Here is a 23,350-nt window from a genome sequence, read left to right on the forward strand (position 1 = left end):
CAGTTTACAATCGGTTTTTTACCTTTAAGATAAAAACACAACATAAATGCGTCAATCTTCACAGATTGCAAAAAACAGTCAAATTTGTTGATATATCTTCGCAAATGTGAAATTTACGTGCAAAAACTTAACGATTTATAACTAAACTTGTGGATTTTTTTGACTAAATCTTACAAAATATTTTTTTTGCACACAGTATAACTTTTAGCGTGTATGTTAAAAACTAAGCACAACAAGGAGATACAGAACCTATGAATATATATACTGCTATCACCTTCGCTCCCGTTCAAGGGTTTATTGAGAAATCCCGCAAGCTTCGTGACTTGTATGGTGGTTCTTTAATTCTGTCTTATTTGAGTCAAAAGTTAGTAGAAGAGTTTCATAAACCACCAACATTAGAGGTAATTTCTCCTGCAAGTCATAATTTACAAAAAGGAATGCCTAACCGAATTTTGATTAAAGGTTATGTTAGCCAAGACCAAGCTAAAGAAGTCTTGCTAAGAAACTGGAAAAATGTCTTGAAAGTCTGTAAAAAATGGATAGATACAGATAATTTATCTCAAGATAAATTTCCTGAATTTAAGTATGAATGGGATAGAGAATGGAGTTTATGGGGTTGTCACACTTGGGAGATATTTCAAGGATGTGGATGTACTATTAAAGATGCAATGGAGGATTTAGAAACTAAAAAATTATCCCGTGATTGGACTGCGGTAAATTGGATTGGTGAAAGTTCTAGTTTAACTGGTACTGATGGGATCGCTTTTCCTGGTATGGGTGCAGAAAGACGTAATCCTAAAGAGATAAAATATAGTGATGAAAAGAAGGAAATTGAAGCTTTTTATCAGAAATTAGCGGAAATAACAGAACAGAACTCAGAAATACCGGAAGGTAAATTTATTGCCTTGAATGAAAAATTGAGTATTCCTGAATTGGTCAAACGTCTGGTTACTTGGCCAGAAATAGCTGAAGAATTAGAAATACAAGAACTAGATAAAAGTTTTGCAGAAATTCAACGTAAACCAACAGAAACTATACGCGGACAATGGACAGGGTGGTTTATGGGAGATGGTGACAAAGTTGGAGAACATTTACAAGAATTAGCGCAGAAAGAAAATGGTGATAAAGAAATAAAAAAATTTAGTAAAGCAATGCGAAATTGGGGTAAACAATTTGATGACAGATTTAATTTAAAACAAAAATTAGGTAGAGTTGTTTACGCTGGTGGTGATGATTTTTTAGGAATTATTTATAGTGAAGATACTCAAAAACAGATTTCTCCATTTACAGCTTATGAATGGTTATTAACTTTAAATAATACATGGAAAAAACATGGTGAAAAAATTACTGTGAGTGTGGGTTTTGTTTGGGTTGCGGGTAGTGTTCCCCAGCGAGATGTTTTACAACATTGTCGAGAAGCGGAAAAGGAAGCAAAAAATTTAGGGAGGAATAGAGTTACTATTCGGGTGGTTTTTAATAGTGGTCAATATGTCCAGTGGACTTGTCCCTGGGATGATTTGGGGATTTTGATGAAATATCGAGATAGGGATGGTAAAACATTTTATGAGTGGGAATGTAAGGGAAGAAATAAAGATGATTTTCCTAACTGGAGTCATGTTTATAGTGATTTAGCAACATTAAAAGCTCGTCATAGTTTTGGTTTATCACCCAATAAACACCATACATATATCAATGAACTGAAGGTATTAGATAATCTTTCTGGGTTAATTGACTTTATAGAAATGTATTTTCCTGGTTGTAAAGATATTCTCAAAAACAAAGAAAAATATCTTGTATGTGGTAACAAAGATCCTAACAATGTTACTCGTAAAACAGAATCCGCACCATTAATGATTACGTGGATTGAAGATTTAATTAATATTGGCTGGCATTTATGCTCAAAACCGGAGTAACTTATGTTTGAATATTTAATCATTATAAAACCATTAGGATTGATGTATGGAAGCGCAGGAGCATTTCTGTCACCTGAAAATTTAGTAGGTCGTTCTGGTGCTAAATTCCCACCTGATGCTGCTGCTTTATCGGGATTATTCTTTAGTGCAAACTTTAAAAATAAAAGCATCAAAGAAGAATTGCAACAAAAACTATATACTGCTGGACCTTTTTGGGCAGATTCTAAAAAAGAACAAAATTTTTATGTTCCCATTCCTAAATCTAAAATCATTGGTGAAGATAACATCAATGAGTGGATTATCAATGAAGATGGAAAATGGGATATTAAGAATAAGCCTAAAGATAAATCAAGACCAAAAATGGAATCTTCTGTTTCTTGGCAAACTATAAAATCTTGGATTCAGAATTTTTCTTTACCAATAATTAAAAAAGCAAACTCAGCTAATCCACCTTGGGAATATGTCAGTTTTTTACACCCTCAAATGGATAATGAACAAAGGTGTTCACTACCTAAAGATGGATTATTTTTAGAAACTGCGGTAAGAGTACCAGATAATATAAGTTTGGTTTACTTATCTACCCATGAATTACCTAGCGGTTGGTATCGTTTTGGAGGTGAAAATCATGTTGTAGAAATTGAATCAGAAAAAATTAAAGATGAAACTAAAAAATTTTTACAAGAATCAATAGAAGATGCTTGTGCTTTCATAACACCTGCTGTTTGGGGTTCAAATCGTCTCTCCCATCGTTACCCAGAACATCCAAATTTTCCCAAACCAGCACACATCTTAACAGAAAAACCAATACCCTATCGTTACCGCTTATCTGGAAGACTTGGTAGAGGACGTTATGCTGTTCCTCCTGGAACTGTTTATGTTTTTGATCAACCTTTAGGTAAATCTTGGTGGGAATGGGATCAAAAATGGTTTCCCGATGAAGGTTATAGTCTCAAAAAAGTCGGGTGTGGTTTGTGTTTACCAATCAAAATTGAAAATCTATCTTTGCAAAAAGGAGCAGCATAATGTATAACAAAGCCTATGGTATTATTGAGACTTTAGCACCTGTTCATGTGGGTGCATCAGCAGGAGAAGAAGACGGAAATTTGAATCTTATTTTTCGTGATCAATTTACCCAAACTGGTGTTATTCCCGGTAGTTCAATTCGTGGTCGTCTTCGTGCTGATATGCGAATTTATAAAGATTTTTTAGCCAAACAAAAAGAAGCAGGAAAAATATTAGACATACCACCAAATATTGATGAAGAAATTTGGTATGGTCAAAAGTCAGAATCAGGAAGTGAGAATCTAAAAAATGAGGCTTTAATTAAATTAGAATATGCTTCAATTGTTTGGCTACCAGTATTTTGTCCTGGTCAACCTATTGTTTGGGTTAGTTGTCCAAGTCTTTTAAATAGATATAAAAGAATTACTGGTATTACAGCCGAACTTCCGAAAACATATACAGCTTCAGAACAGCTAACACCATTAGAGTCTAAATCTAAAGATAAAGAATTCAAAGGTAAAAAGTTTCTATTTTTCAATTTGGGATTTTTAACAATTGAACACACGAAGGACTTAAAAGACTGGTTTCCTTTAGATAAAAAGTATCCGGCTATAGTTGTTGATGATAATGATATGCCAATGATTCATGATATGGCTTTATATCGTCAAAGTCGGGTGGCTTTAGAAGAAAAAGTAAAAAAGGCTAAGAAAGGGGCATTTTTCAATGTTGAAGCATTACCAGAAGGTACGGTTTTAGCTTTTCCAATTGCTATCAAACCTAATGATAAAGATTGGAAACCTATTAATGGTACTACCAGTGGTGAAATTTATTTAGGAGGACTAGAATCTATAGGTTTTGGTCATTGTTATTTAACAGTTAAGGAGATATAAATATGGCTTGGCATTCTTACGAATTGGACAGAGAAGCGCAAAAACTTGTAATTAAATACAAAGATAAAGATGTGTTAAATGAATCACACAAAATGCGCGTTACTGTTGCCTATGGTTTGGAAAGATTTTGGGGTGAAAACTTACGTTTAATTGGCAAGCCTAAAGAAAAAGAAAAAGGTGAATATTGGCGCGATACTTGGTCAACTTTAGTAAGAGTGATGCACAATGCTGGAATTGAAGTACCTAATGAAAATATAGGTCGTGATAGAAATAATAATTTTATCACAGAAGACATTGAACGGATGAGCAAAAAACTATGGGATAAAGAAACTTTCCCGATAGAACATCAAAGAATTACCCTGGCAGTTTTAACACAGCTTTGCGATAGTTTAGTTTGGTGGACACAACGATATAAAAATCAACCTTCAGACAAAAATCAATCTTCAGGAGAACAATAATGAATAATGAAGATATACCAATGATGTTTCGCGCTCAAATTCATCCTAGATGTCAAGTTCATAGAGTTATTAAAGACAGAAATATCCAAGATGCAGATAAATGGGTTAATAATTGGAAACAGGTTTTTCCTAAAGATATACTTCCTACTGAAGAACTGCAAAAACCTATACAACCTCCTCCTGTGCAGAAAAATAGAAACTCTGGAACTGCACGTCCTAGTAATAATCTTGCGCTTGCACGTTCCCCAAAACCAAGTGTATCTAGTGCAAAAGTTGAGTTAAATATTCCACAGTTTGGTAATGGCGTAGAAACAAAGGAATATACAATAAGATGGAGACTTGTTACTAATAGTGGACAAGATGAGGGAGTAATTCGCCCTATTATTGGTGCAAAAGGTTTTCCTTATTATTCAGGTGCAAGTATGAAAGGTGCTTTCTTGCGTGCTTGCAAACAAATGTCTCTTTCAACAGAAGAAACTGAAAATTATTGTGGTGCAAAACTAGATGATGGTAGTTATAAACCTGGAATATTGCGCTTTCATGGTGCTTATCCAGTAGATATGAATTGGACAAAAAATTTAGTAGATATTATTCACTGTCAAGACGAGAAACAAGTAATTAAAGATAAAAAAACAAATGCTAATGCACAAATTTCATTACATCATGTAAAGTTAAATTTTGGTATTTCTAGCACTAAAAAACTTAATACTTCAGAATGGAAAAAGATTTGGGAAATATGGGAATTTGCACTTTCTAAAGGTCTGGGTTCAAGAGTTAGTGCCGGTTATGGACAATTTCAAAATATTGATAGCCACAGTCAATTAATACAAATTCATCTTCAGGGACAAGGTGCAACATCTAAATTAGTTGATGGAACTAAAGAATTTCGTCCTAATATGTTTAAAGCTGCCTTGCGTGGGCATACTCTTCGACTTTTAGGAGGATTAACTGATGTCAATACTGCAAAAGAACAAACTTGTAAAATTTGGGGTGGTTTTAACAATGATGACGAAGATAAGCAAACATTTGTAGGATTGCTAGGAATTGGTTTTGATTATCAACCATCTCATATTAGATTTGAGAAAGAAAAGCAATTTTATCAAATCAGTCAAGGTAAATTAAATATTTTGTGTATGCACGATAATTTACCTGAACAAGAGATTTCTAATTTACGTGAATTATCAACTAAGTTAGTTCAATTTACAATTTTATTTAGTGGCTTTGGTAAATCATGGCGGCGAATATGTCATAAAAAGTTTTACTCTAGTTATTTTGAAAATCCCCGTAAACAAGTAATTGGTTGTAATTGGGAATTTATCAATGATTCTCAATTGCTGTATTTACCAGTTAATCAACTTTCTGATATTGCAGTGTTTATTAATGATGTCCAAAATCTTATCAAAAAGAGGATACCAAACAATAAACAACGTAACCCAGGAATAGCAAGTTGGCGTGAATCTTGGTATTCTCCAAAAGTTGAAGTATGGGGACGGTTTGCTGAAAATGGCAAAAGTAAAGCTATACATTGGTTTCATGGTAATTATGATGGTACAAATTCCATTAAAAATCCTCATCCTTTAAGTGGTTCGATGGGTAATACAGGACGTATTTGGCACAGAATGTACCCAAGATATATCATTAATTCCAATAATCAAATAGTAAGAGGACAGGGTTATGTGGAGTTATTAACAATTTTTAGGAAAGAATCATCAGATGAGAAATTTTTGAATTTCTTAGCAGATACAGATAAGAGTGGTTTTGAAAAAATTTGGTAATCAGGAGATTTAATCATGGCAATTTGGATTCTTAGCACCGGTAATAGTGATGTGCAGTTAAAAACTGATGATAATTGGCAAGGTTTATTTGAAGATGTGATGGAAAAACCTCCTCTTGAGGTTTGTCATGATCGTAATAATAAGTTTATTAACTTAACTAAAGATGATTTAACAAGACTTTATCCAGTTCCAGCGCGAGTATTAGGGTTAGCTTATAAAGAGAAATGGCAGGAAAATTTTGATGATCTGGATTTTCCACTTCTTAATACTTTTTTGGATTTTTTTGAGAAGAATTATCTTCAGAATGAGCTAAATAAAATTATTGTTTTACTAACAGATCAATCTAGTATTTTTGCTATTAATGGTGAAAATTCATCTCCAGAATGTCCCTATTGGCAAGATACAATAGAACTTAAAACAATTTTTGAAATGTATTTTGAATCTAAAAAAATTGACAATACAAAAATTTTGTTCAAAACTTTAATACCAGAATCTAAGGAACAAGGTTTAGATCATTGGGAATATACTTTATCTGAAGTTGAAAGAAAAATTCATGAAGCTATTGTAGAAGTCAATTATAACTTTGAACAGAATGAAACGGTTTACATAAGTCATCAAGCTGGTACACCTGCAATATCTTCTGCATTACAGTTTGTCAGTTTAAGTAAGTTCAAGAAGGTGAAGTTTTTAGTTAGTAATCCATTATATGATTATGATATAAATACAGGGAATTTAAAATTAGAGTATAAACCACAGCCTATTGATAGTTCAAAATATGCAAGAGGTATTCAACTGCAAAAGGCTAAACAATTAATTGAAAGTGGTTTACCTGGTGCTGCTTTAAATATTTTGGATACCATTGATATTGATGAAACTGTGAAAGAAGAACTAATAGAATTGGTGAGATTTTTTAATATCGAAACTGAACTAGATAAAAGTAGAAAAATTGCTCCAGAGACGTTAATAAAAGATGCAATAAAACGAGTAGTAAATGCTTTAGAACTTGTGAGTTGTTACTTTCAAGAACAAAGCTATATTCAAGGTATAGCTTTATTAGCTGCTGCCCATGAAACTTTTCTCAAAGCAGCAATCATGAAAGAATTATCTAATCAATATTCTTACTTTAATTTATCTGTTAATGGAAATTCAAAGCGATTACAGGTAACAAGAGTCATTGAATGGACTAAATCAGGTTTAGGTTTTGCTAAAGATCCTAAAGATAAAAAGTATCGAGAGTTAGATAATCATTTGAAAAAATTGCTAGGCATAACACATATTGAAAATATTAAGTCTTATAAACTTGATATTTTAAAACAATTAGATTTTCCGACTAATGATCCTGACTTGTCTAAAAAGTTTAATAAAGATAGAGGTAAAGATGATAAATCTGATCATGGCAATTTTAGTGTAATTGGCAGTAATACAGGTATGCTGGCATGGCTAAAAAAATTATCATCAAACTCATCAAACTTTACATCTTGGGATCTAATGGAATTTATAGGTCAATATGATAGAGAATTTGAAGATGATAGACGTAATCAATTAATGCACAATTTAGTAGGTGCTAAACCAGCAGAAGTAATTAAATATTTATTAGGTAATCAACAAGATATCTCACCGTATACTGATGATAATGCAGGTGTATTTACGGCTTATCAAGAAAAAGTTAAAAAACCATTTTTAGAACAAATTCAGAAATTAGGATTACCTTACCAAGAAAGTGATTTGCGAAAAAAATTACAAGAAATAGCTAGTAAGCTACGTTGAATAACTGGAAATAATGCGTTCCTTCTTACACCTTTAGTAATAATCTCTTTGTCTCATGATCATGATATCGCCAGATTTTCGACTGCAATTAATAAATCAACTAATCAGGATCAACACTCAATTGATCAAAATCAACACCCAATTAATAAAACTCAACCAGCAAATAATCAACCTGAACCGTCAATTAATGAAGTTCATGCAGCTTATGTCCAAAATGTGAAATCACCATTTTTGAAGGCATTAAAATTATTTGCACTTTCCCCAGAACAACCTATAGAAAATCAATTGGAGGAGAAATTGCAACAATTAGCAAATTCAATTAACTAATCTACAAATGTAAGAATTCAGGAGTCAGGAGTCAGCAGTATATGACAGGTTTTTGTATTAGTTTTGATTTTTTGCGAAGGTCAGCCCAAGAAGGCTCAAATGCTGATTCTTTCGTTGTGAACTTCGCTCTGGCTCTGTGTAAGGGTTTCAGGCGTTTTGGTTGGTGGTTTTTGGCTGAAAATTGTCCTGTTTTCAGTGACCTTCGCAAACAGCCTCTAGACACTAGGCACAGCAAGGGTTTATACTAGAGGGGTCGCTTCCTTTATAGGAAGTGGAATTAATGGAAACCTCAGAAACTCTACAAACTTATCCCTGTTGTCAACTACGTCGCTTCCTTTATAGGAAGTGGAATTAATGGAAACTAGACCCGCCGCCGCTGGTTCCTGATGTCTTGTCAAGTCGCTTCCTTTATAGGAAGTGGAATTAATGGAAACAAAGTGGCTAATGCAGAAGCATTAGTCCAATTAATAGTGTCGCTTCCTTTATAGGAAGTGGAATTAATGGAAACATGCTTATATAGGCATCATCAGTCTCTAGATCGTACTTTCGTCGCTTCCTTTATAGGAAGTGGAATTAATGGAAACCTAGAAAGGAAAAGGTTAAGAGTAGGTGAGCGTAAGTCGCTTCCTTTATAGGAAGTGGAATTAATGGAAACTAATGGAATATCGGATTTGATAGCAGCAATAGCAAGTCGCTTCCTTTATAGGAAGTGGAATGAATAGAAACATGAAAAAATCGGGGATCTTAAACCTTAACTAGATCCCCGAATTTTATATTTAATTAGTTAATTAACAGCAAAATAATCCTCAAAAAACGGGGATAATTAAACAGAATCTTCACACTTTGCCACTGCTAACATAGTCTGTAAAACCGAATCAGGATTCAAACTAATAGTATCAACACCAACAATATTCAGATAACTTTCTTGCTGTCCCGCAAAACTCGCATCAGGTAAGTCTTCCGCAGTGGCGCTAGAACAGACTGCAACATCCGTATCTGCGTTGTATTCTTGACAAAGAATTTGGTATGCAGTGGCGATCGCACCTCGCAGATCCTTAGGAAAAGGCAAAATCACCAATACCATTAGGTGATCGGGGTGATTATAATACTCTAGTCAAGAAAAATGAACAAATATTAGAGATAATAACTGTACATAAAACAGCGGATAGATGCACCATGTCACAATTAGAAAAATTCTTGAAAATGGCAGAAGATGAACTAACCGAGTACAGCACTGATGCCAGAAAGATAGAAAAACTACGCAGGAAGATAAGTTTATCCTTATCATTAGTACAACAACGGCAAATGAAATCCGAATTATTAGCTACAATGCAATCTGGTAAAATTGCAGAAATAGTAGAGAAACAAAGACAAGCAGCAGCTTTGCCATTTTGGGGTATTGGCGGTTTGGGTTTATTATTGGGAATTTCTCTAAATCAACCTATCGGTTTATTAGCAGCCATACTGGGAACTTTAGCAGCTTTTAGAATCCAAAAATGGGGTTGGCAGTTACAAGCAAAACGTCTATTGTTACGCACCTTGGAAGATATAGAGGAACGTATTACTCAATCTAGTAAATAAGGTTACATGGGTTTGTGTATGAATGAAACTCAAAAATCAGATTTAGAAACCTTATCTATAGGGAAAAAACAGTAATCAGGAAAAGTGGCCACTAGTTTGTGGTATCCTTTGCTGGTTACATAGATTACTAAAATCACTAAATAAAATCTAGACAAGGTTTGCCTCCTTGCTAAACTAACAATTGTTACCCTGAGACATCGGTTATTACTAAAAGACCATTGATGGAGCTAACTATTATGACCAAGTATGATAAAATATTTCAGTCAAAAGAAATCTCAGAAGAATCACTAAGTCCAGAAGAAGCGGTAGCCGCTATAGGTGTAATTACCGGAATAATTGATTCTTCCATTGAAGACTTAGATGCAGAAAGTTTAGCCAGTATTCTCTGGGAATTTGAGGTTTTTGATGAATACTCAGCCGAGGAAATGCTAGAAATAGTTGATAGACTAGTAGCGATCGCCGAAAATGAAGGGCTAGGGGCATTATTCAACACCGCCAACACCAGCCTTGTAGATGAAATAGTATTAGATGCCTTTGCTGCTGGGGTAGTAATGCTTTTAGACGACGAAAACCTGACTATCCCTACACCAAAACAGCCTTATATTAAAAAATTACAACAAGCCTTAGAACTAGAAGATATAGAAGCAGAAGAAATTATCAAAGAAATCATAGCTGCAATAGAAGAAGCAGAATATCAAGAAGAATATGCCCAGACAGAACAGGAAACAGTATTATTAGACGAATTTGGACAAGAAATATATCAATCACCTTTGGGTAATTTTATTGTTCCCATACCAGTTACCCCAGAACAGGGAGGAAAAATTCAAAGTCAAGAAGGAATAGTTGGCTTTTCTGATGATGTCGGTACTTTACTGAGAATTGATTATTATCCTCTACCAAACGAACATTTAGCAACAATGGAATCTCAGGGACAGGAAACATATCTCCACTCTATTTTAATCGAAAAATATTTACCACAAGCCATTTTTGCCAATGTTGAAGGTGCAGAAATCAAATATACAGAATATCTGCAAGATACCTTAAAAGGTTATTATTATGTATTAGTTGATATGCCCAAAGGTTCAACAATTTCCAAACAAGAAAAGAACGGCAATGCCATCAGATTAGATGCCTATCGGGGTTTGTTAGCATTTATCAATGGTGAGTTTTTGTATATAGTTAGCAGTCAGCGGACATTTTTTAAAGGTGACATTCCGGGTTCTATTTTGGATGAAGCTGAGGATATTAAGCAAAATATTTTAGAGTTTATCGAGACAATGGAGTTTAGTTAGGGTTTGCTGAAAAAGTCTTGTCGTGATGACAGGTGACAGGTGCTACGCCACGGTGCTACGCCACGGTGACAGTTTCAAGAGTTGGATAGGAACGATTTTTCCTTTGAGTAGGAATTACAGCAGTTTCGAGGTAAATGAGGTACAAGGTTAACAGGCAGGATGCCTGTTCCACAAAGGTTTTATGATTTGAGTTTGTACCTCACTGGTATGAAATATGCTGTAAATGCAAGGTTTTTAAGTTTCCACCCCGTAAAAGCTTGCACTTTTTTTACCTGAAAACGGCTCAAACCCTTTACCTGTAATCTTTTCATGTTTATTCAGCAAACCCTAGTTAGTAGGTGAGAGGTTAATAAAATTTTAGATTTTAGATTTTGGATTGAAGGTTATCAATACAATCCAAAATCATCTATCCAAAACAATTAAAATTTAATCCGTCGATAAATTTCATTTATAGGAACTTCTACATTTAAACTGTGCAGAAAAATTGATTTATCAATCTGATCATAAGTTTGTAATTGCCAAAGATTATTATTGGGATTTTCCTGTTTATAATAATGATCAATATAAGGTTCTGTTTGACTTACCAGCAGATATTCACAAAAACTAGAAACTGAGCGATATTTTCTAAATTTATCGCCTCTATCATAACCTTCAGTGGAAGGTGAAAGCACCTCAATAATTAATGAAGGATTGAGAATTTCATCAGTGCGATTATTATTAAATATTGGTTCACCATTAATCACCATCACATCAGCATAAGTACCATGATTAAATTCAGGAATCCAAATTCTTAAATCACCATTATAAGTTTGAAAATCAGTATCTCTCAAAGCTACATTGAGCAACGTAGTAATATTTACACCAATACGGCTATGAACTTCTGAACCTCCAGGCATAACAATAATTTCTCCGTTAGAATATTCATGTCTTTCTGTAGCTGTTTCCTCCATTGCGCGATATTCATCTGAAGTGAAGTTTGTTTTTTTTACCTCTGTTGTGGGGTTTGGTGGATAGGTGGAAGCAATAACCATGATTACATTTCCTATTTATAATATTCAGCAACATACCATAGTTAAATTTGGGTATATAAATATTTTATCCTGTTAATGATTCAAGTTGCAACAACCATGAATTAAAGTGAGGACACTTATTCCTAATTGTTTCCAAACCTATTAATTCAGCCAATTGTGAACCATCAGCAACTTTTCCTTTTTCATAAGCAGGAAACTGGGAAATAATGCGTTTACTAGGTGCTGTTTCTATTCCATCATTTATAAATTCAGGAGTTTCATAAATATTAGCCATATTCTGGAGAATTTTAACTTTGTCTAAGCAGTCATTATAAATAAACTCAAAACAACTTGGTTCAGAAAACAGATAAGCTTCGTATTCATGTAATTGAATGTAAGGTATGAATCGCGGATCATCAATATCATCAGCAAAATTTTTCTCTAAAAATTCTACTCTTTGTAAAGGATGTTGACGTAATTTTTCAGACTGATTTAATCCTGGAAAATCAGGAGCGATCGCATACAAATCAATCATCGTTGTAAAGAAAACATTATCTCCTTTCTCTTGTTTGAGAAAACGTAAAATATCATCCTTCATTGGTTCGTATTTTCGACCACCTCCACGATGAACTTTACCTTTTCTTCTAGCATGAGCTATCAATATAATTTTCTCTAAAAAAACATTATATTTAGCCAAATGTGGTTTAAGGATATTATCAGCAAATGTCTGTTCAGTTTGTCCTTCAGCAAATAAATAAAGTCTGATCATTAGTGGGGACCTCCACCAATGATATTTTTCTCCCAAATTTCTCCTAAACTATATTCTTCTAACCAAACTTCTAACTCTTCTGCATTTAACCTTTTAAATATGGATTCTTTATCTACTCTATCTACAGTAATTACATCTTCAGGATTAAAATTATCTAGAAAAGCAGTAGATTGGGTACTAATTAAAATTTGTGTATGATAGGAAGCCTTACCAAAAATCGCCGCTATAATATTTAAAGCATAAGGATGTAAACCCAATTCCGGCTCATCAACAATAATTAATGCTGGAAGTTCTTCTTCTGGTTGCAAAAGCAAAGTAATTAAACAAATAGCACGCAATGTACCATCAGAAAATTGATGTGATCCAAAAACTTGATCTGATCCTTTTTCTCGCCAATTCAGAATAACATTATTACCTCTAGGTTCAAGCACAAAATCATCAAAAAATGGAGCAATTAAACGAATGGTTTTAATAATACGCTGATAGACTAAATTATTATCTTCACGAAATCTCAAAAGTAATGCAGCTAAATTTCCGGCATCAGACATTAATAACCTATTATCACCAACATAACAAGATTGACGAACTGCTGCGGTAGAAGATGTGTCATGGAAATGGTAAACACGACATTGGTTGAGAAAAAATTGCAAAATTTGAGCCGTTTCCCTACCTGCTTTCGCTGCATCAATCATTTTTGTTTCCTGATGTCCTGAACCGAAAGAGCTAGTGCTTGAAGGAATGTGTTTAGTTTCTGAAAATTTCCAGGTAAACCCCTCATCAGCAAAAATCAAAGTATCCCCAGCAGCATGAAATAGACGCATGGAATATACAAGGAGGTCTGTTTTTACATCAAACTCTAATTGTGCTTCTATTTGCGGTGTTATTTTCAGTCCAAAATATAAAAGAGAATGAGCATAACCAGATACAGCAATATATTGCTGCAATCTATCATTCATCATCTCATTCAACATCTTAAAAAACGAAATGAGATTACTTTTACCTGCTCCGTTAGCTCCAATTAAAATATTTAAAGGACGCAATTCAAGATCCATATTTTTAATAGACTTGAATCCATTAATTTTTAGTCTTTGCAACATAGTCAATCATTAGTATTTATAAAAGTGATGATACAAAAGTTTTGAGTTGATTTTAGCAAATAACCATAATCACAGCTACTTAATAATCATACAAAAAAAGATGATCATTCAAAAGAGAAAATAAACTTTTACAAAAACCTAAGTTTTATTACTTTCTTCCTTTGCGTCTTTGCGCCTTTGCGTGAGGTTAAAAAATCTACCACAATTATATGAAAATCTCTGTAATAACCCAACCTAAGTAGGTAGGTGTTAAAAATTGTCGTTATGGCAAGGCAGGAGGCAGGAGGTTTTTGGCAACTTTACATTGTGTTACACACCTTGGTTTTTTCGTGCCGACTTACTTAAATAAAATTAGCTGCATTCTAAGTCAAAATCGCTCCACCCATTAACCGCGCATACCTATACTGCAACTCTTCCTTCATCAACGGCCAACGCGCTAAACTCGCATCCATATCAATCACTTTCTCTGCTGCTTGACGCGCTAACAGCAACACATCCTCATCTTCCAGCAAACTAGCCAAAGTAAAATCCGCTACCCCAGATTGTCTAGTCCCCATCACTTCCCCAGGACCACGAAACCTCATATCCATTTCCGAAATAAAAAACCCATCCTGAGACTGTACCAGCACCATCAACCGTTGTTGTGCATCAGGACTTCTGGAACTACTCATCAATAAACAATAGGACTGCGCTGCACCCCGTCCCACACGACCCCGTAATTGGTGTAACTGAGATAACCCAAACCTCTCCGCGTGTTCAATTAACATCACCGTAGCATTAGGAACATCCACACCCACCTCTACCACCGTCGTAGAAACTAAAATCTGGGTTTCATTATCCCGGAATTTAGTAATAGCTTCATCCTTTTCTGCTGAAGTCATTCTTCCATGCAATAACCCCACTTGAAACTCAGGAAAAACGCTTTCTTGTAATTTTTGATGTTCATCTATTGCTGAACGCAAATCTAATTTTTCTGACTCTTCCACCAAAGGCAAAACTACATAAATCTGCCTACCTTGGGCAATTTCTCGCCGCATTAAATCATAAGCTTGGGGTCTTTGTTGACCAGTTAACAAAGATGTTTTAATTGCTTGTCTTCCTGGTGGTAATTCATCAATTTGACTCACATCTAAATCACCATGAACTGTTAAAGCTAATGTTCTCGGAATAGGAGTTGCAGTCATGGTTAAAACGTGGGGTTGTTCACCTTTTTGTTGTAATTTCGCTCGTTGTTCCACCCCAAACCGATGCTGTTCATCAATCACAACTAAACCCAATCTTTGAAAATTTACCTTATCTTGAATTAACGCATGAGTTCCCACTAAAAGAGGTAATTCACCTGTTTCTAATTGCGAATGAATTTCTCTCCTTTTGGCTGTTTTTGTTGAACCTGTTAATAATTCAACTGGCAAATGTAACAGGTTAAACCAACTAACTAACTTTCTATAATGTTGTTCTGCTAATACTTCCGTGGGAGCCATCAAAGCTGCTTGATAACCCGATTGAATTGCTGCTAAAATCGCAACTACAGCTACTACAGTTTTACCCGAACCTACATCACCCTGTACTAACCGATTCATGGGTGTAGGTTTTTGTAAATCATTGAGAATATCGTTAATAACTCTTTGTTGAGCGTTAGTAAATTTAAAAGGTAAAATCTCGTTAAATTGTTCTAATAATTGACCTTTTGGTGCTAAAACCGCGCTAGTTTGAATTGCCTTAGCTTTTTTCTGACGTTGCAATAAACCTATTTGTAAATAGAAAAATTCATCAAATACTAAACGCCGACGGGCATACTTTAAAGTATCACTATCTTTAGGAAAATGAATATTAGGAATTGCGTCTTTTAATTCCATTAATTCATATTTTTTTCTTAAACCAACTGGTAAAGGATCTTTTAAATTTACCGCCGCAGGTAAAGCAGCCATTACCGCTTGTCTCACGGTATTTGCAACAACTCCTTCAGTTAAACCATAAATCGGTACAACCCGCCCAATAGTAAAAGATTCTATCGCATCACCAGGATTTGCTAATACTTCTATTTCGGGATTATCTAAGGTTAAACCATATTTACTGGCTTTCACTAAACCACAAGCAGCCACCACACTACCCACAGCATAACGTCGTTTTAAACTTTCTTGCCAACCACGACTACTAAATCTAGCACCGGCATAAAATCTACTAACTTTTATTTGTCCACTTTTATCTTTTAATAATAGTTCTAAAATTGATAACTTTTGATTTTTAGGACTGGTAAAACAATTACAACGCTTAACTTCGGCGATGATGGTTACTGTTTCACCTCCTTGTAATTCTTGAATGTTAACTTGACGAGCATAATCAATATAATCACGAGGATAATAAAACAGTAAATCTCTCACTGTTGATAAATCTAAACGAGATAAATTTTCTGCTCTCTTGATGCCAATTTCTGGTAAATCGCTGAGTTTTTGCTCAATTTTTGGCGCTAGTCTCCGACTGGTTTCAGTCACAATAGGAGTTGTTTTAACTGTTTTTGTTGAATAATTTTTTTCCTGGGTTTTAATTTCCTGAGTTTTAATTTCTTGTTTTTTTATGTCTTGATGTTGCTGTTCACCCGATTCTAATTGTTGTTGTAATTGATAAAGATAGGTTTTAACTTCAGCAACTAACTGCTGTCTAATTTCTACTGCTAAATCTGGATATTCAGCAAATTGAAAGGCGATATGATGCCAGCGCGATCGCTCTTTTGCTGGTAAACTTTGAGGAAACTTCCCAAAGGTTAAACTGAGAAATTCACTGAAGCGATATTGTCTACCCATCAAATCTACAAACCCATTTTCAGCCTCTACCGCCAAGGCTTTATGTAATCTTATCCAATCGGGAATTTCGTTAGTCATTAGTTGTTAGTTGTTAGTCATTAGTCATGAATCATTAGTTAATTCTACCCAATCACCAGTCACCAGTCACCAATCACCAATCACCTGTCACCAGTCACCTTAAACTAATCCTCAAACCAACTCGCACGCCAAGCCGCTTCCGCTTCCGCAATTTTCAATTCTCTGTGTTTCTTTTGATATTCTTTTCCTAATTTATTCAGTTGCAGTAAAATATTACGAATTTGTTTGCGTGCTGACAAGAGTGTGTTATCAGCAAATTCAATGTCTCCTAGTCGCAAGTTCAGGGTCATCAGTTGTGTCAAGCTAGAATCTTCTGATTCATCGTCACTACTGATTTCAATTACTAAGTTTAATAGATTAGGCGGACCCGGTATCACTTCCCCTGAAGCTTCTGAAACTGCGGCCGCTGCTGCTGCTAAAATCGGTTCTGGTAATTTTTTCGGTAAAATTCCCGCTTTTTGAATTAAAGAATTAGCATCCTGGGAAACTTTTCTCAGAGTATTCTGAATTCCTTCCTCTAAATCTTGATGCCATTGTGCCACTTCTATGGGGTTGGAAGGATCTAAATATTTTTGCTTTTGAATTTTCGATTGAGGATCGTTTTCACTTTCTTCAGTTTCGTCAATTTCTTCAAATTCCTCCGTTTCTTCAGTTTCCTCCGTTTCTTCAAATTCCTCCGTTTCTTCAGTTTCTTCCGTATCTCCACCTTGAAGATAAACAAGCAATTGTTGTGCGCCTTTTTGTCCTAATTTACGAATACCTTGTTGCAATTGTTGTCGCTGATTCAGTGACAATTTGAGAAATTTATCAGGATATCCTTGAGTACAAAGGTGATAAACTGCCAAAATTAACTGTTTTTGTAAAGCTTCACCCAGGATAGTTAAATAATTGACATAATTGCTGTGGAGTTCTGTGGCGATCGCTCTAATCGCCTGTTTTATGGCTGTGATATCCTGTTCTATGCGCTCAATTGATCTGGCCATATTTTCCTTTTTTTCTCCACCTGAATTTTATTTTGATACAAATTTACAATTTGCAGTGAAAATAATCATCCAGAACATCTGGAGTTTGGACTATAGTGCGGCTCGTAGTTAGCCCATTAAGGCGTAAACTTGATATATTTAGAAATATAGCCGTAGACAAAGTAGTTAGGACATCAATTAATCATGAAACTCTTACTACAAAAGTGTTTTAATCCTGACTCCTGACTCCTGCTATATTTGACTATATTTTTCGTAACTACGGCTGCCAATAAAATACAGGTCAGCAAAATTTGCCAGACCTGTGATTTTACAAATATCAGTTATCAGTTATCAGTGTCATCAACGTTCATTTTACCATAAACTGTCTGACCTGTCTACTGTGTACTGATTTAATCATTAGTCAAAAATCTTTAGTCCAGCAGCTTCAGTTAATAACATACTATTAATAACTAACTACTGACTACTGACTCATAACTAAATTACTTAGCGCCATTACTTAGCGCCCATTTGAGCAGCTACTTCTTCAGCAAAGTTAGTTTCTTGTTTTTCAATGCCTTCACCCAGTACATATCGCACAAAGCCATGCACTTTAATGTCTTCATCGACTTTAGACTGAACTTGCTTCACTAAGTCTGCTACAGAAATGCTTTGATCGCGGATATAAGGTTGATCCAACAAAGTTAATTCTTTTAGGCGTTTTTCAATCCGTCCTTGAACAATCTTTTCTCTGATGTTCTCTGGTTTATTCGCCAAGTCTTCCTTACCCATTTCAATGTCCTTTTCTTTTTGGACAGTTTCGGCAGGAATTTGGTCTACACTAACATACTCAACATTGGGGCAAGCGGCAACTTGCATTGCTGTATTTTTGGCCAAGATTTTAAACTCTTCGTTACCAGCAGCAGCGGCTGTATTGGCGTTTATTTGCACTAACACGCCTACTCTACCACCAGTGTGAATGTAGCTGTCTACTACTCCTGGTGTGTCACCAAGAGAGAAGTTTACAAAGCGTCGCACCTGGATATTTTCACCCAAGGTAGCAATACTTTCTTTGATAAATTCATCTACAGTCACATCTGCCTTTTCAATATAGGGTTGAGCTAACAAAGACTCAACACTATCAGCAGTTGCAGCTTGTTGTGCCAGATTCTTAACTAAAGATTTAAAAGCGTCGTTACGGGCAACGAAATCAGTTTGACAGTTTACTTCTATCAGTACACCCACCTTACCATCAGGCTGAATGTAGGTTTCTACTAAACCTTCTGCTGCCACGCGATCGCTCTTTTTGCCCGCTGAAGCAATACCTTTTTTTCTCAGCCAGTTGATGGCTTCCTCTATATTTCCTTCAGTTTCTTTTAGCGCCTTTTTGCAGTCCATCATGCCGGCACCAGTTTTTTGGCGTAGCTCTTGGACGAGTTTTGCAGATATTTCCGCCATGTTGCCTCAATTCCTATCCTAACTTGACCTAGAGTTATAATCGCTAACGGGTGTTGAGTATTTCTATCTTACTCAGGGCTGGTAAAGAAAAGCGATGAAGTTGTATATCCTCGTCTTCCAGAGTCAGAAAACAAAATTCAGAATACATTCAAATACTCTGTATTCTAACTCCTGACTCCTGTACGGGCGAAGCATTCGGGCGACCAATTATAAATTTTTGTCCAAGGCTATTTTCCGAATGCTTCGCCCCTACTTATTCTTCGTCGTCATCGCTCATCATTGAGTCAGTGTACTCACTTTCATCGTAGTCGTACTCTTCCTCAGCGCCTTCGTAATCTTCGTAATCTTCTTCTACTTCCAGCTGACCATGACGGCCTTCATAAATAGCATCTGCTAATTTACCAACAATCAGTTTAATCGATCTGATTGCGTCATCATTGGCTGGGATGGGAATATCTACCACATCTGGGTCACAGTTTGTATCTAACATAGACACAATGGGAATACCCAGTTTTTGGCATTCTTGAACAGCGTTATATTCCCGACGTTGGTCAACAATTACCACAATGTCAGGCACTTTCCGCATATTTTTAATGCCGCCCAAGTATTTTTGTAGCTTCGCCATTTCCCGACGCAGCATTGACGCTTCTTTTTTGGGCAATAAGTCTAATGCGCCGTTTTCTTCCCGACGTTCTAAATCTTTTAGACGTTCTGCTCTAGTTTTAATGGTAGCCCAGTTGGTGAGCATTCCACCCAACCAACGCTGGTTAATGTAGTGAGAACCACAACGGTTAGCTTCTTGTGCAATAATTCCTGCTGCTTGGCGCTTTGTACCCACAAACAAGAATTTTTTACCTTGTTCTGCTTGTGTCCGCATATAGTTGTAGGCGTTATCCATCAACTGCGCTGTTTGCACCAAGTCAATGATATGTACACCATTGCGGGAAGTGTAGATGTACGGAGACATCTTCGGGTTCCAACGTCGGGTTTGATGCCCAAAGTGAACGCCTGACTCCATCATCTGAGCCAAAGAAACAACTGGCATATTTTCTTACTCCTATTCGGGTTAAACCTCCATCCTGGCGTATTTCCACAGCGGAAACACCCGAATCCCCGGATGTGCGGAATTTAGACAACTATACTAGGGTAGCACAATTGTGGCAATTTTGCAGCAATATTTGGAAATATCAGTCAGGAGTCAGGAGATCAAGAAGTTAGGAGTCAGGGGATCAAGAAGTTAGGAGTCAGGAGATCAAGGAGTCAGGAGATCAGGAGTCAGAATTTTTAAGAAATTGGTTAATGATCAAATACCTGTTTTTAGCACAAGTCTGAACAAGCTGACTAATAACAACAAAAATCAGCAAATACAATTAGGTGAAGAAAATTCAAACAATAAAATTCAAAAATCTTCATACAATGTCAATATTGTTTTATTTAAAAATAGTGACTTTGAATTAGAATAAAAAATGTCAATCATCTTAAATCAAAGGTAAAAATACATGAGCATAATTAAACCACCCACAGCAATTGATTTTGATCCTGCCATTGTCGCAAAAGATAAAGATGAACAACTGCAGGTATCAAGGCGAGAATCTGATATTTTGACTATTATTACTTTATATGAGCCTGATCAAAGAGAATGGATTAATTATTGCCAAAGGAGGTTATAATGTTGAGTTGTCATATTTGTGGTTCAGAAAATTTTACTGAAGAGTTAGTGAATGAAACTTTTGAAATTAACGGTAGAATAATTTTAGTTGAGGGTATTCCAGCTAAAGTTTGTTCTCGTTGTGGGGAAATAACTTTTAGTAGTGAGACTGCTAGTAGTGAGACTGCGGAAAATATTCGTTTAATGCTTAATAGTAATCAAAAGTCCCAAAGAAAGATTGAGATTGATGTTTTTGCTTTTTCTGGTTAAAACAACAATAATAAATGTCAGAATGTAGGGGTTTAGCAATGCTAAACCCTGACAACACGAAGATTGATAGGAAATTAGTTTTAATAAATAATTTAATGTAATAGAATATAAGATAATTTACCGATTTATGAAAATCATAAGTTATGAATACAACTAAGTAAAAAATATGAAAGCCTTAGAAGTTACAGGTAAAATTCAACAAGGAAAATTAACCTTAGATTATCCTTTAGGAATTGATGATTTTCAAGAAGTCAAGGTAATTATTCTCTTACCAGAAGCAAGTGATCATGATCCTGATGATACTTCCATTGGGGAAATAGAAGAAAGTTTAAAAAAAGCTTTTCAGGAAGTTAAAGCAGGAGAAACTAGACCTATTTCTGAGTTATGGGAGAGAATTGAAAGTGAATGATATAAATAATATATCAGTGCGATTTTCTCCTGAATTTGAAAAACAACTGTATAAACTATCAAAACGTTATCGAAAAATTCGTGATGATATTGAACCCGTTATTTTACAGTTGCAGCAAGGAGAAATTATTGGCGATCGCCTTGCGGGTTTACCAGAAGAATATCAAGTTTATAAGGTAAGGGTGAAAAATAGCAATATTCAAAAAGGGAAAAGTGCTGGATATCGGCTAATTTATTATTTACAAACTGCTGACAGTATTATTTTGTTAACAGTTTATTCTAAGTCTGATCAAGAGGATATTGCTGTTGTTAGAGTTCGATAAATTATAGAACAGGTTATGGAATAATTATTATATTCAAGTATTAAAAATGTTGGGTTTTGTTACCTCAACCCAACCTTGACTTAACCTGGGAGAGATTAACCAATATTGAAAAACAAACACTATTAAAAATTAGCCAAAATGCTCAACCACTATCCAGAGAAGAAATCAAAAAACTATTATCTCTCTCATCCCTAGAAATAATTAACAGTATCCAATCATTAACACGAAGATATTTATTAACCAAATCAGAAAACGACGAAAAATTATTTCATATTTCCTCAGTATTGAGATGGAATTACCATACCATCAGAAAATGAATATCCTCTAACTTCTCCCTTCTCAGTAGAGCAGATTTTAGATGAGGATTTCTACCCCTAAGAGAAAAATATCACAATTCTTCTATTATATCCCTTCTTCTCTTCTCTGCGTCTCTGCGTCTCTGCGTGAGAAAATCACTTACTCATCATCTCACCATAAGCCTGATAAACCCCCTTTACATTATACCAATTCAAGAAAATCCGCGCAATTTCCAAAGCTAACTGCGGCTTACCCAAATTAATCAACCATTGCAATAAAGGGGCGCTAGTTTTTTCATTAAACAAACCATTTAAAGAAAGAATACCCCACAATAAACGATGAAACAAAGTCATTTGAATCATCATTTTCACTTCCCAAGTCGGATGTTTTTGATAAAACAAAACTCCCATCCTACCCCGTTGAATTTCCTTATCAATTAAATTATCAATTTGTTGTAAACTAAAGGGTGGATGCCAATGATAACCCACAGCTTCAGGACATTTAATTAATTGCAAACCCAAATTTTTTAACCTTATACCTAATTCTAAATCTTCCCATCCATAAAGTTGAAAACCAGTATCAAATAAACCAGCTTTTTCTAACCAATGTTTAGGAATAGCCACATTACCCGTAGCAAAAAAAGCCGCAGAAAAATCTGTGATTTTATAAGGTTCAGAAGTGGGATTTTCAAAATTACAAGTATTAATTACCGCACCATAGGTAAAAAAAGCGTCGTTTCCTAATTTTTCCTTTCCTTGCAGCAAAGCATCTGCATGAGCTTGCAAGAAATTAGATAAAACTACCAAATCACTATCAATAAAAATAATCGTATCACCCGCAGCTTTTTCTACCCCTAAATTTCGCGCCGCCGCAGGACCAGCATGATCTTGTTCAAAACACCTTACATGAGGAAACTGATCTTGATGTTCCGCTAACCAGTCTAAAGTTTCATCTGTAGAACCATCATCCACTAAAATAATCTCATACCCTTCTATAAGGGCTGTATCATTTAAGTTTTGCAATTCTAAAGCGCGGAGGCACTTCTGCAAAATTGGCAACCGATTATAAGTTGGTATAACAACACTAAAAAACACTGTTTCACCTACATCACTAAACAACTCAAAATTAAATGTTAAATATAATGTTAAATAGATTTTTGCCCATATCTAGATATCTAGCATAGGACAAAGCTGGAATTTTGAGCTTGGCATATTACACGAGAATTAG

General features: G+C 35.2%; 21 protein-coding genes, 1 pseudogene and 1 CRISPR repeat array. Of the genes and pseudogenes, 13 read left to right on the forward strand and 9 right to left on the reverse strand.

What is annotated here, in order from left to right:
• The first annotated feature begins 251 nt into the window (after nucleotides 1-251).
• Genes IQ237_RS03050 through IQ237_RS03080 form a run of 7 tightly spaced genes read left to right on the forward strand, consistent with a single transcriptional unit; the run spans nucleotide 252 to nucleotide 8,132 of the window.
• A complete protein-coding gene (locus IQ237_RS03050; RefSeq protein WP_194052162.1) occupies nucleotides 252-1,913 on the forward strand; it encodes a type III-B CRISPR-associated protein Cas10/Cmr2 in 1,662 nt (553 codons plus the stop codon).
• 3 nt (nucleotides 1,914-1,916) lie between these two features.
• A complete protein-coding gene (locus IQ237_RS03055; protein WP_194052164.1) occupies nucleotides 1,917-2,936 on the forward strand; it encodes a type III-B CRISPR module-associated Cmr3 family protein in 1,020 nt (339 codons plus the stop codon).
• A complete protein-coding gene (locus IQ237_RS03060) occupies nucleotides 2,936-3,805 on the forward strand; it encodes an RAMP superfamily CRISPR-associated protein (protein WP_194052166.1) in 870 nt (289 codons plus the stop codon). Before IQ237_RS03055 ends, IQ237_RS03060 begins: the two co-directional genes overlap by 1 nt.
• Before the next feature lie 2 nt (nucleotides 3,806-3,807).
• Nucleotides 3,808-4,263, forward strand: coding sequence for a hypothetical protein (locus tag IQ237_RS03065; protein ID WP_194052168.1), 456 nt, complete (start codon nucleotides 3,808-3,810; stop codon nucleotides 4,261-4,263).
• Nucleotides 4,263-6,038, forward strand: a complete 1,776-nt coding sequence (locus IQ237_RS03070) for a hypothetical protein (protein WP_194052170.1) — start codon at nucleotides 4,263-4,265, stop codon at nucleotides 6,036-6,038. Before IQ237_RS03065 ends, IQ237_RS03070 begins: the two co-directional genes overlap by 1 nt.
• 15 nt (nucleotides 6,039-6,053) lie before the next feature.
• On the forward strand, nucleotides 6,054-7,805 hold the full coding sequence (locus IQ237_RS03075; protein ID WP_194052172.1) for a hypothetical protein: 1,752 nt from the start codon (nucleotides 6,054-6,056) through the stop codon (nucleotides 7,803-7,805).
• A gap of 48 nt (nucleotides 7,806-7,853) precedes the next feature.
• Nucleotides 7,854-8,132, forward strand: coding sequence for a hypothetical protein (locus IQ237_RS03080; protein WP_194052174.1), 279 nt, complete (start codon nucleotides 7,854-7,856; stop codon nucleotides 8,130-8,132).
• Between the two features lie 252 nt (nucleotides 8,133-8,384).
• Nucleotides 8,385-8,858: direct repeats of the CRISPR family, unit length 36 nt; unit sequence GTCGCTTCCTTTATAGGAAGTGGAATTAATGGAAAC.
• 163 nt (nucleotides 8,859-9,021) lie between these two features.
• Here IQ237_RS03080 and IQ237_RS26060 read toward each other — a convergent pair.
• A pseudogene (locus IQ237_RS26060) lies at nucleotides 9,022-9,213 on the reverse strand (PEP/pyruvate-binding domain-containing protein); the annotation flags it as partial.
• Between the two features lie 95 nt (nucleotides 9,214-9,308).
• Between IQ237_RS26060 and IQ237_RS03090 the strand changes: the two are divergent.
• Nucleotides 9,309-9,713, forward strand: coding sequence for a hypothetical protein (locus IQ237_RS03090; RefSeq protein WP_194052179.1), 405 nt, complete (start codon nucleotides 9,309-9,311; stop codon nucleotides 9,711-9,713).
• Nucleotides 9,714-9,949: 236 nt separating this feature from the next.
• Nucleotides 9,950-11,005, forward strand: coding sequence for a tellurite resistance TerB family protein (locus IQ237_RS03095; protein WP_194052181.1), 1,056 nt, complete (start codon nucleotides 9,950-9,952; stop codon nucleotides 11,003-11,005).
• A gap of 419 nt (nucleotides 11,006-11,424) precedes the next feature.
• On the opposite strand, the gene IQ237_RS03100 is transcribed toward IQ237_RS03095, so the two are convergent.
• From IQ237_RS03100 to rpsB, 7 genes are all read right to left on the reverse strand, one after another.
• A complete protein-coding gene (locus IQ237_RS03100) occupies nucleotides 11,425-12,036 on the reverse strand; it encodes a Uma2 family endonuclease (protein ID WP_194052183.1) in 612 nt (203 codons plus the stop codon).
• A gap of 64 nt (nucleotides 12,037-12,100) precedes the next feature.
• The gene (locus IQ237_RS03105) at nucleotides 12,101-12,784 is read right to left on the reverse strand and encodes a DUF4276 family protein (RefSeq protein WP_194052185.1); all 684 of its coding nucleotides are present in this window, start codon (nucleotides 12,782-12,784) and stop codon (nucleotides 12,101-12,103) included.
• Nucleotides 12,784-13,881, reverse strand: coding sequence for an AAA family ATPase (locus IQ237_RS03110; protein WP_194052187.1), 1,098 nt, complete (start codon nucleotides 13,879-13,881; stop codon nucleotides 12,784-12,786). Before IQ237_RS03110 ends, IQ237_RS03105 begins: the two co-directional genes overlap by 1 nt.
• A gap of 362 nt (nucleotides 13,882-14,243) precedes the next feature.
• Nucleotides 14,244-16,760 (reverse strand): ATP-dependent DNA helicase RecG, encoded by a 2,517-nt coding sequence (gene recG / locus IQ237_RS03115; RefSeq protein WP_194052189.1) that lies wholly within the window; start codon nucleotides 16,758-16,760, stop codon nucleotides 14,244-14,246.
• A gap of 104 nt (nucleotides 16,761-16,864) precedes the next feature.
• A complete protein-coding gene (locus tag IQ237_RS03120; protein WP_194052191.1) occupies nucleotides 16,865-17,743 on the reverse strand; it encodes a hypothetical protein in 879 nt (292 codons plus the stop codon).
• Nucleotides 17,744-18,235: 492 nt separating this feature from the next.
• Complete coding sequence (gene tsf / locus IQ237_RS03125; protein ID WP_194052193.1) at nucleotides 18,236-19,177, reverse strand: translation elongation factor Ts; 942 nt, start codon at nucleotides 19,175-19,177, stop codon at nucleotides 18,236-18,238.
• Between the two features lie 253 nt (nucleotides 19,178-19,430).
• A complete protein-coding gene (gene rpsB / locus IQ237_RS03130; RefSeq protein ID WP_194052195.1) occupies nucleotides 19,431-20,222 on the reverse strand; it encodes a 30S ribosomal protein S2 in 792 nt (263 codons plus the stop codon).
• Nucleotides 20,223-20,676: 454 nt separating this feature from the next.
• Between rpsB and IQ237_RS26065 the strand changes: the two genes are divergently transcribed.
• From IQ237_RS26065 to IQ237_RS03150, 4 genes are all read left to right on the forward strand, one after another.
• Nucleotides 20,677-20,847: a hypothetical protein gene (locus IQ237_RS26065; protein ID WP_228019568.1), complete on the forward strand. Its 171-nt coding sequence runs from the start codon at nucleotides 20,677-20,679 to the stop codon at nucleotides 20,845-20,847.
• Nucleotides 20,847-21,095, forward strand: a complete 249-nt coding sequence (locus tag IQ237_RS03140) for a YgiT-type zinc finger protein (RefSeq protein WP_194052197.1) — start codon at nucleotides 20,847-20,849, stop codon at nucleotides 21,093-21,095. Before IQ237_RS26065 ends, IQ237_RS03140 begins: the two co-directional genes overlap by 1 nt.
• 166 nt (nucleotides 21,096-21,261) lie before the next feature.
• Entirely contained in the window at nucleotides 21,262-21,504 is a 243-nt protein-coding gene (locus tag IQ237_RS03145; RefSeq protein ID WP_194052199.1) for a hypothetical protein, read from the forward strand.
• Nucleotides 21,497-21,826, forward strand: a complete 330-nt coding sequence (locus IQ237_RS03150) for a type II toxin-antitoxin system RelE/ParE family toxin (RefSeq protein ID WP_309225613.1) — start codon at nucleotides 21,497-21,499, stop codon at nucleotides 21,824-21,826. Before IQ237_RS03145 ends, IQ237_RS03150 begins: the two co-directional genes overlap by 8 nt.
• 452 nt (nucleotides 21,827-22,278) lie before the next feature.
• Here IQ237_RS03150 and IQ237_RS03155 read toward each other — a convergent pair whose 3' ends face one another.
• On the reverse strand, nucleotides 22,279-23,217 hold the full coding sequence (locus tag IQ237_RS03155; protein WP_194052203.1) for a glycosyltransferase: 939 nt from the start codon (nucleotides 23,215-23,217) through the stop codon (nucleotides 22,279-22,281).
• Nucleotides 23,218-23,350: the final 133 nt, after the last annotated feature.

It is taken from the genome of Sphaerospermopsis sp. LEGE 08334, assembly GCF_015207205.1.
Lineage (GTDB): Bacteria > Cyanobacteriota > Cyanobacteriia > Cyanobacteriales > Nostocaceae > Sphaerospermopsis.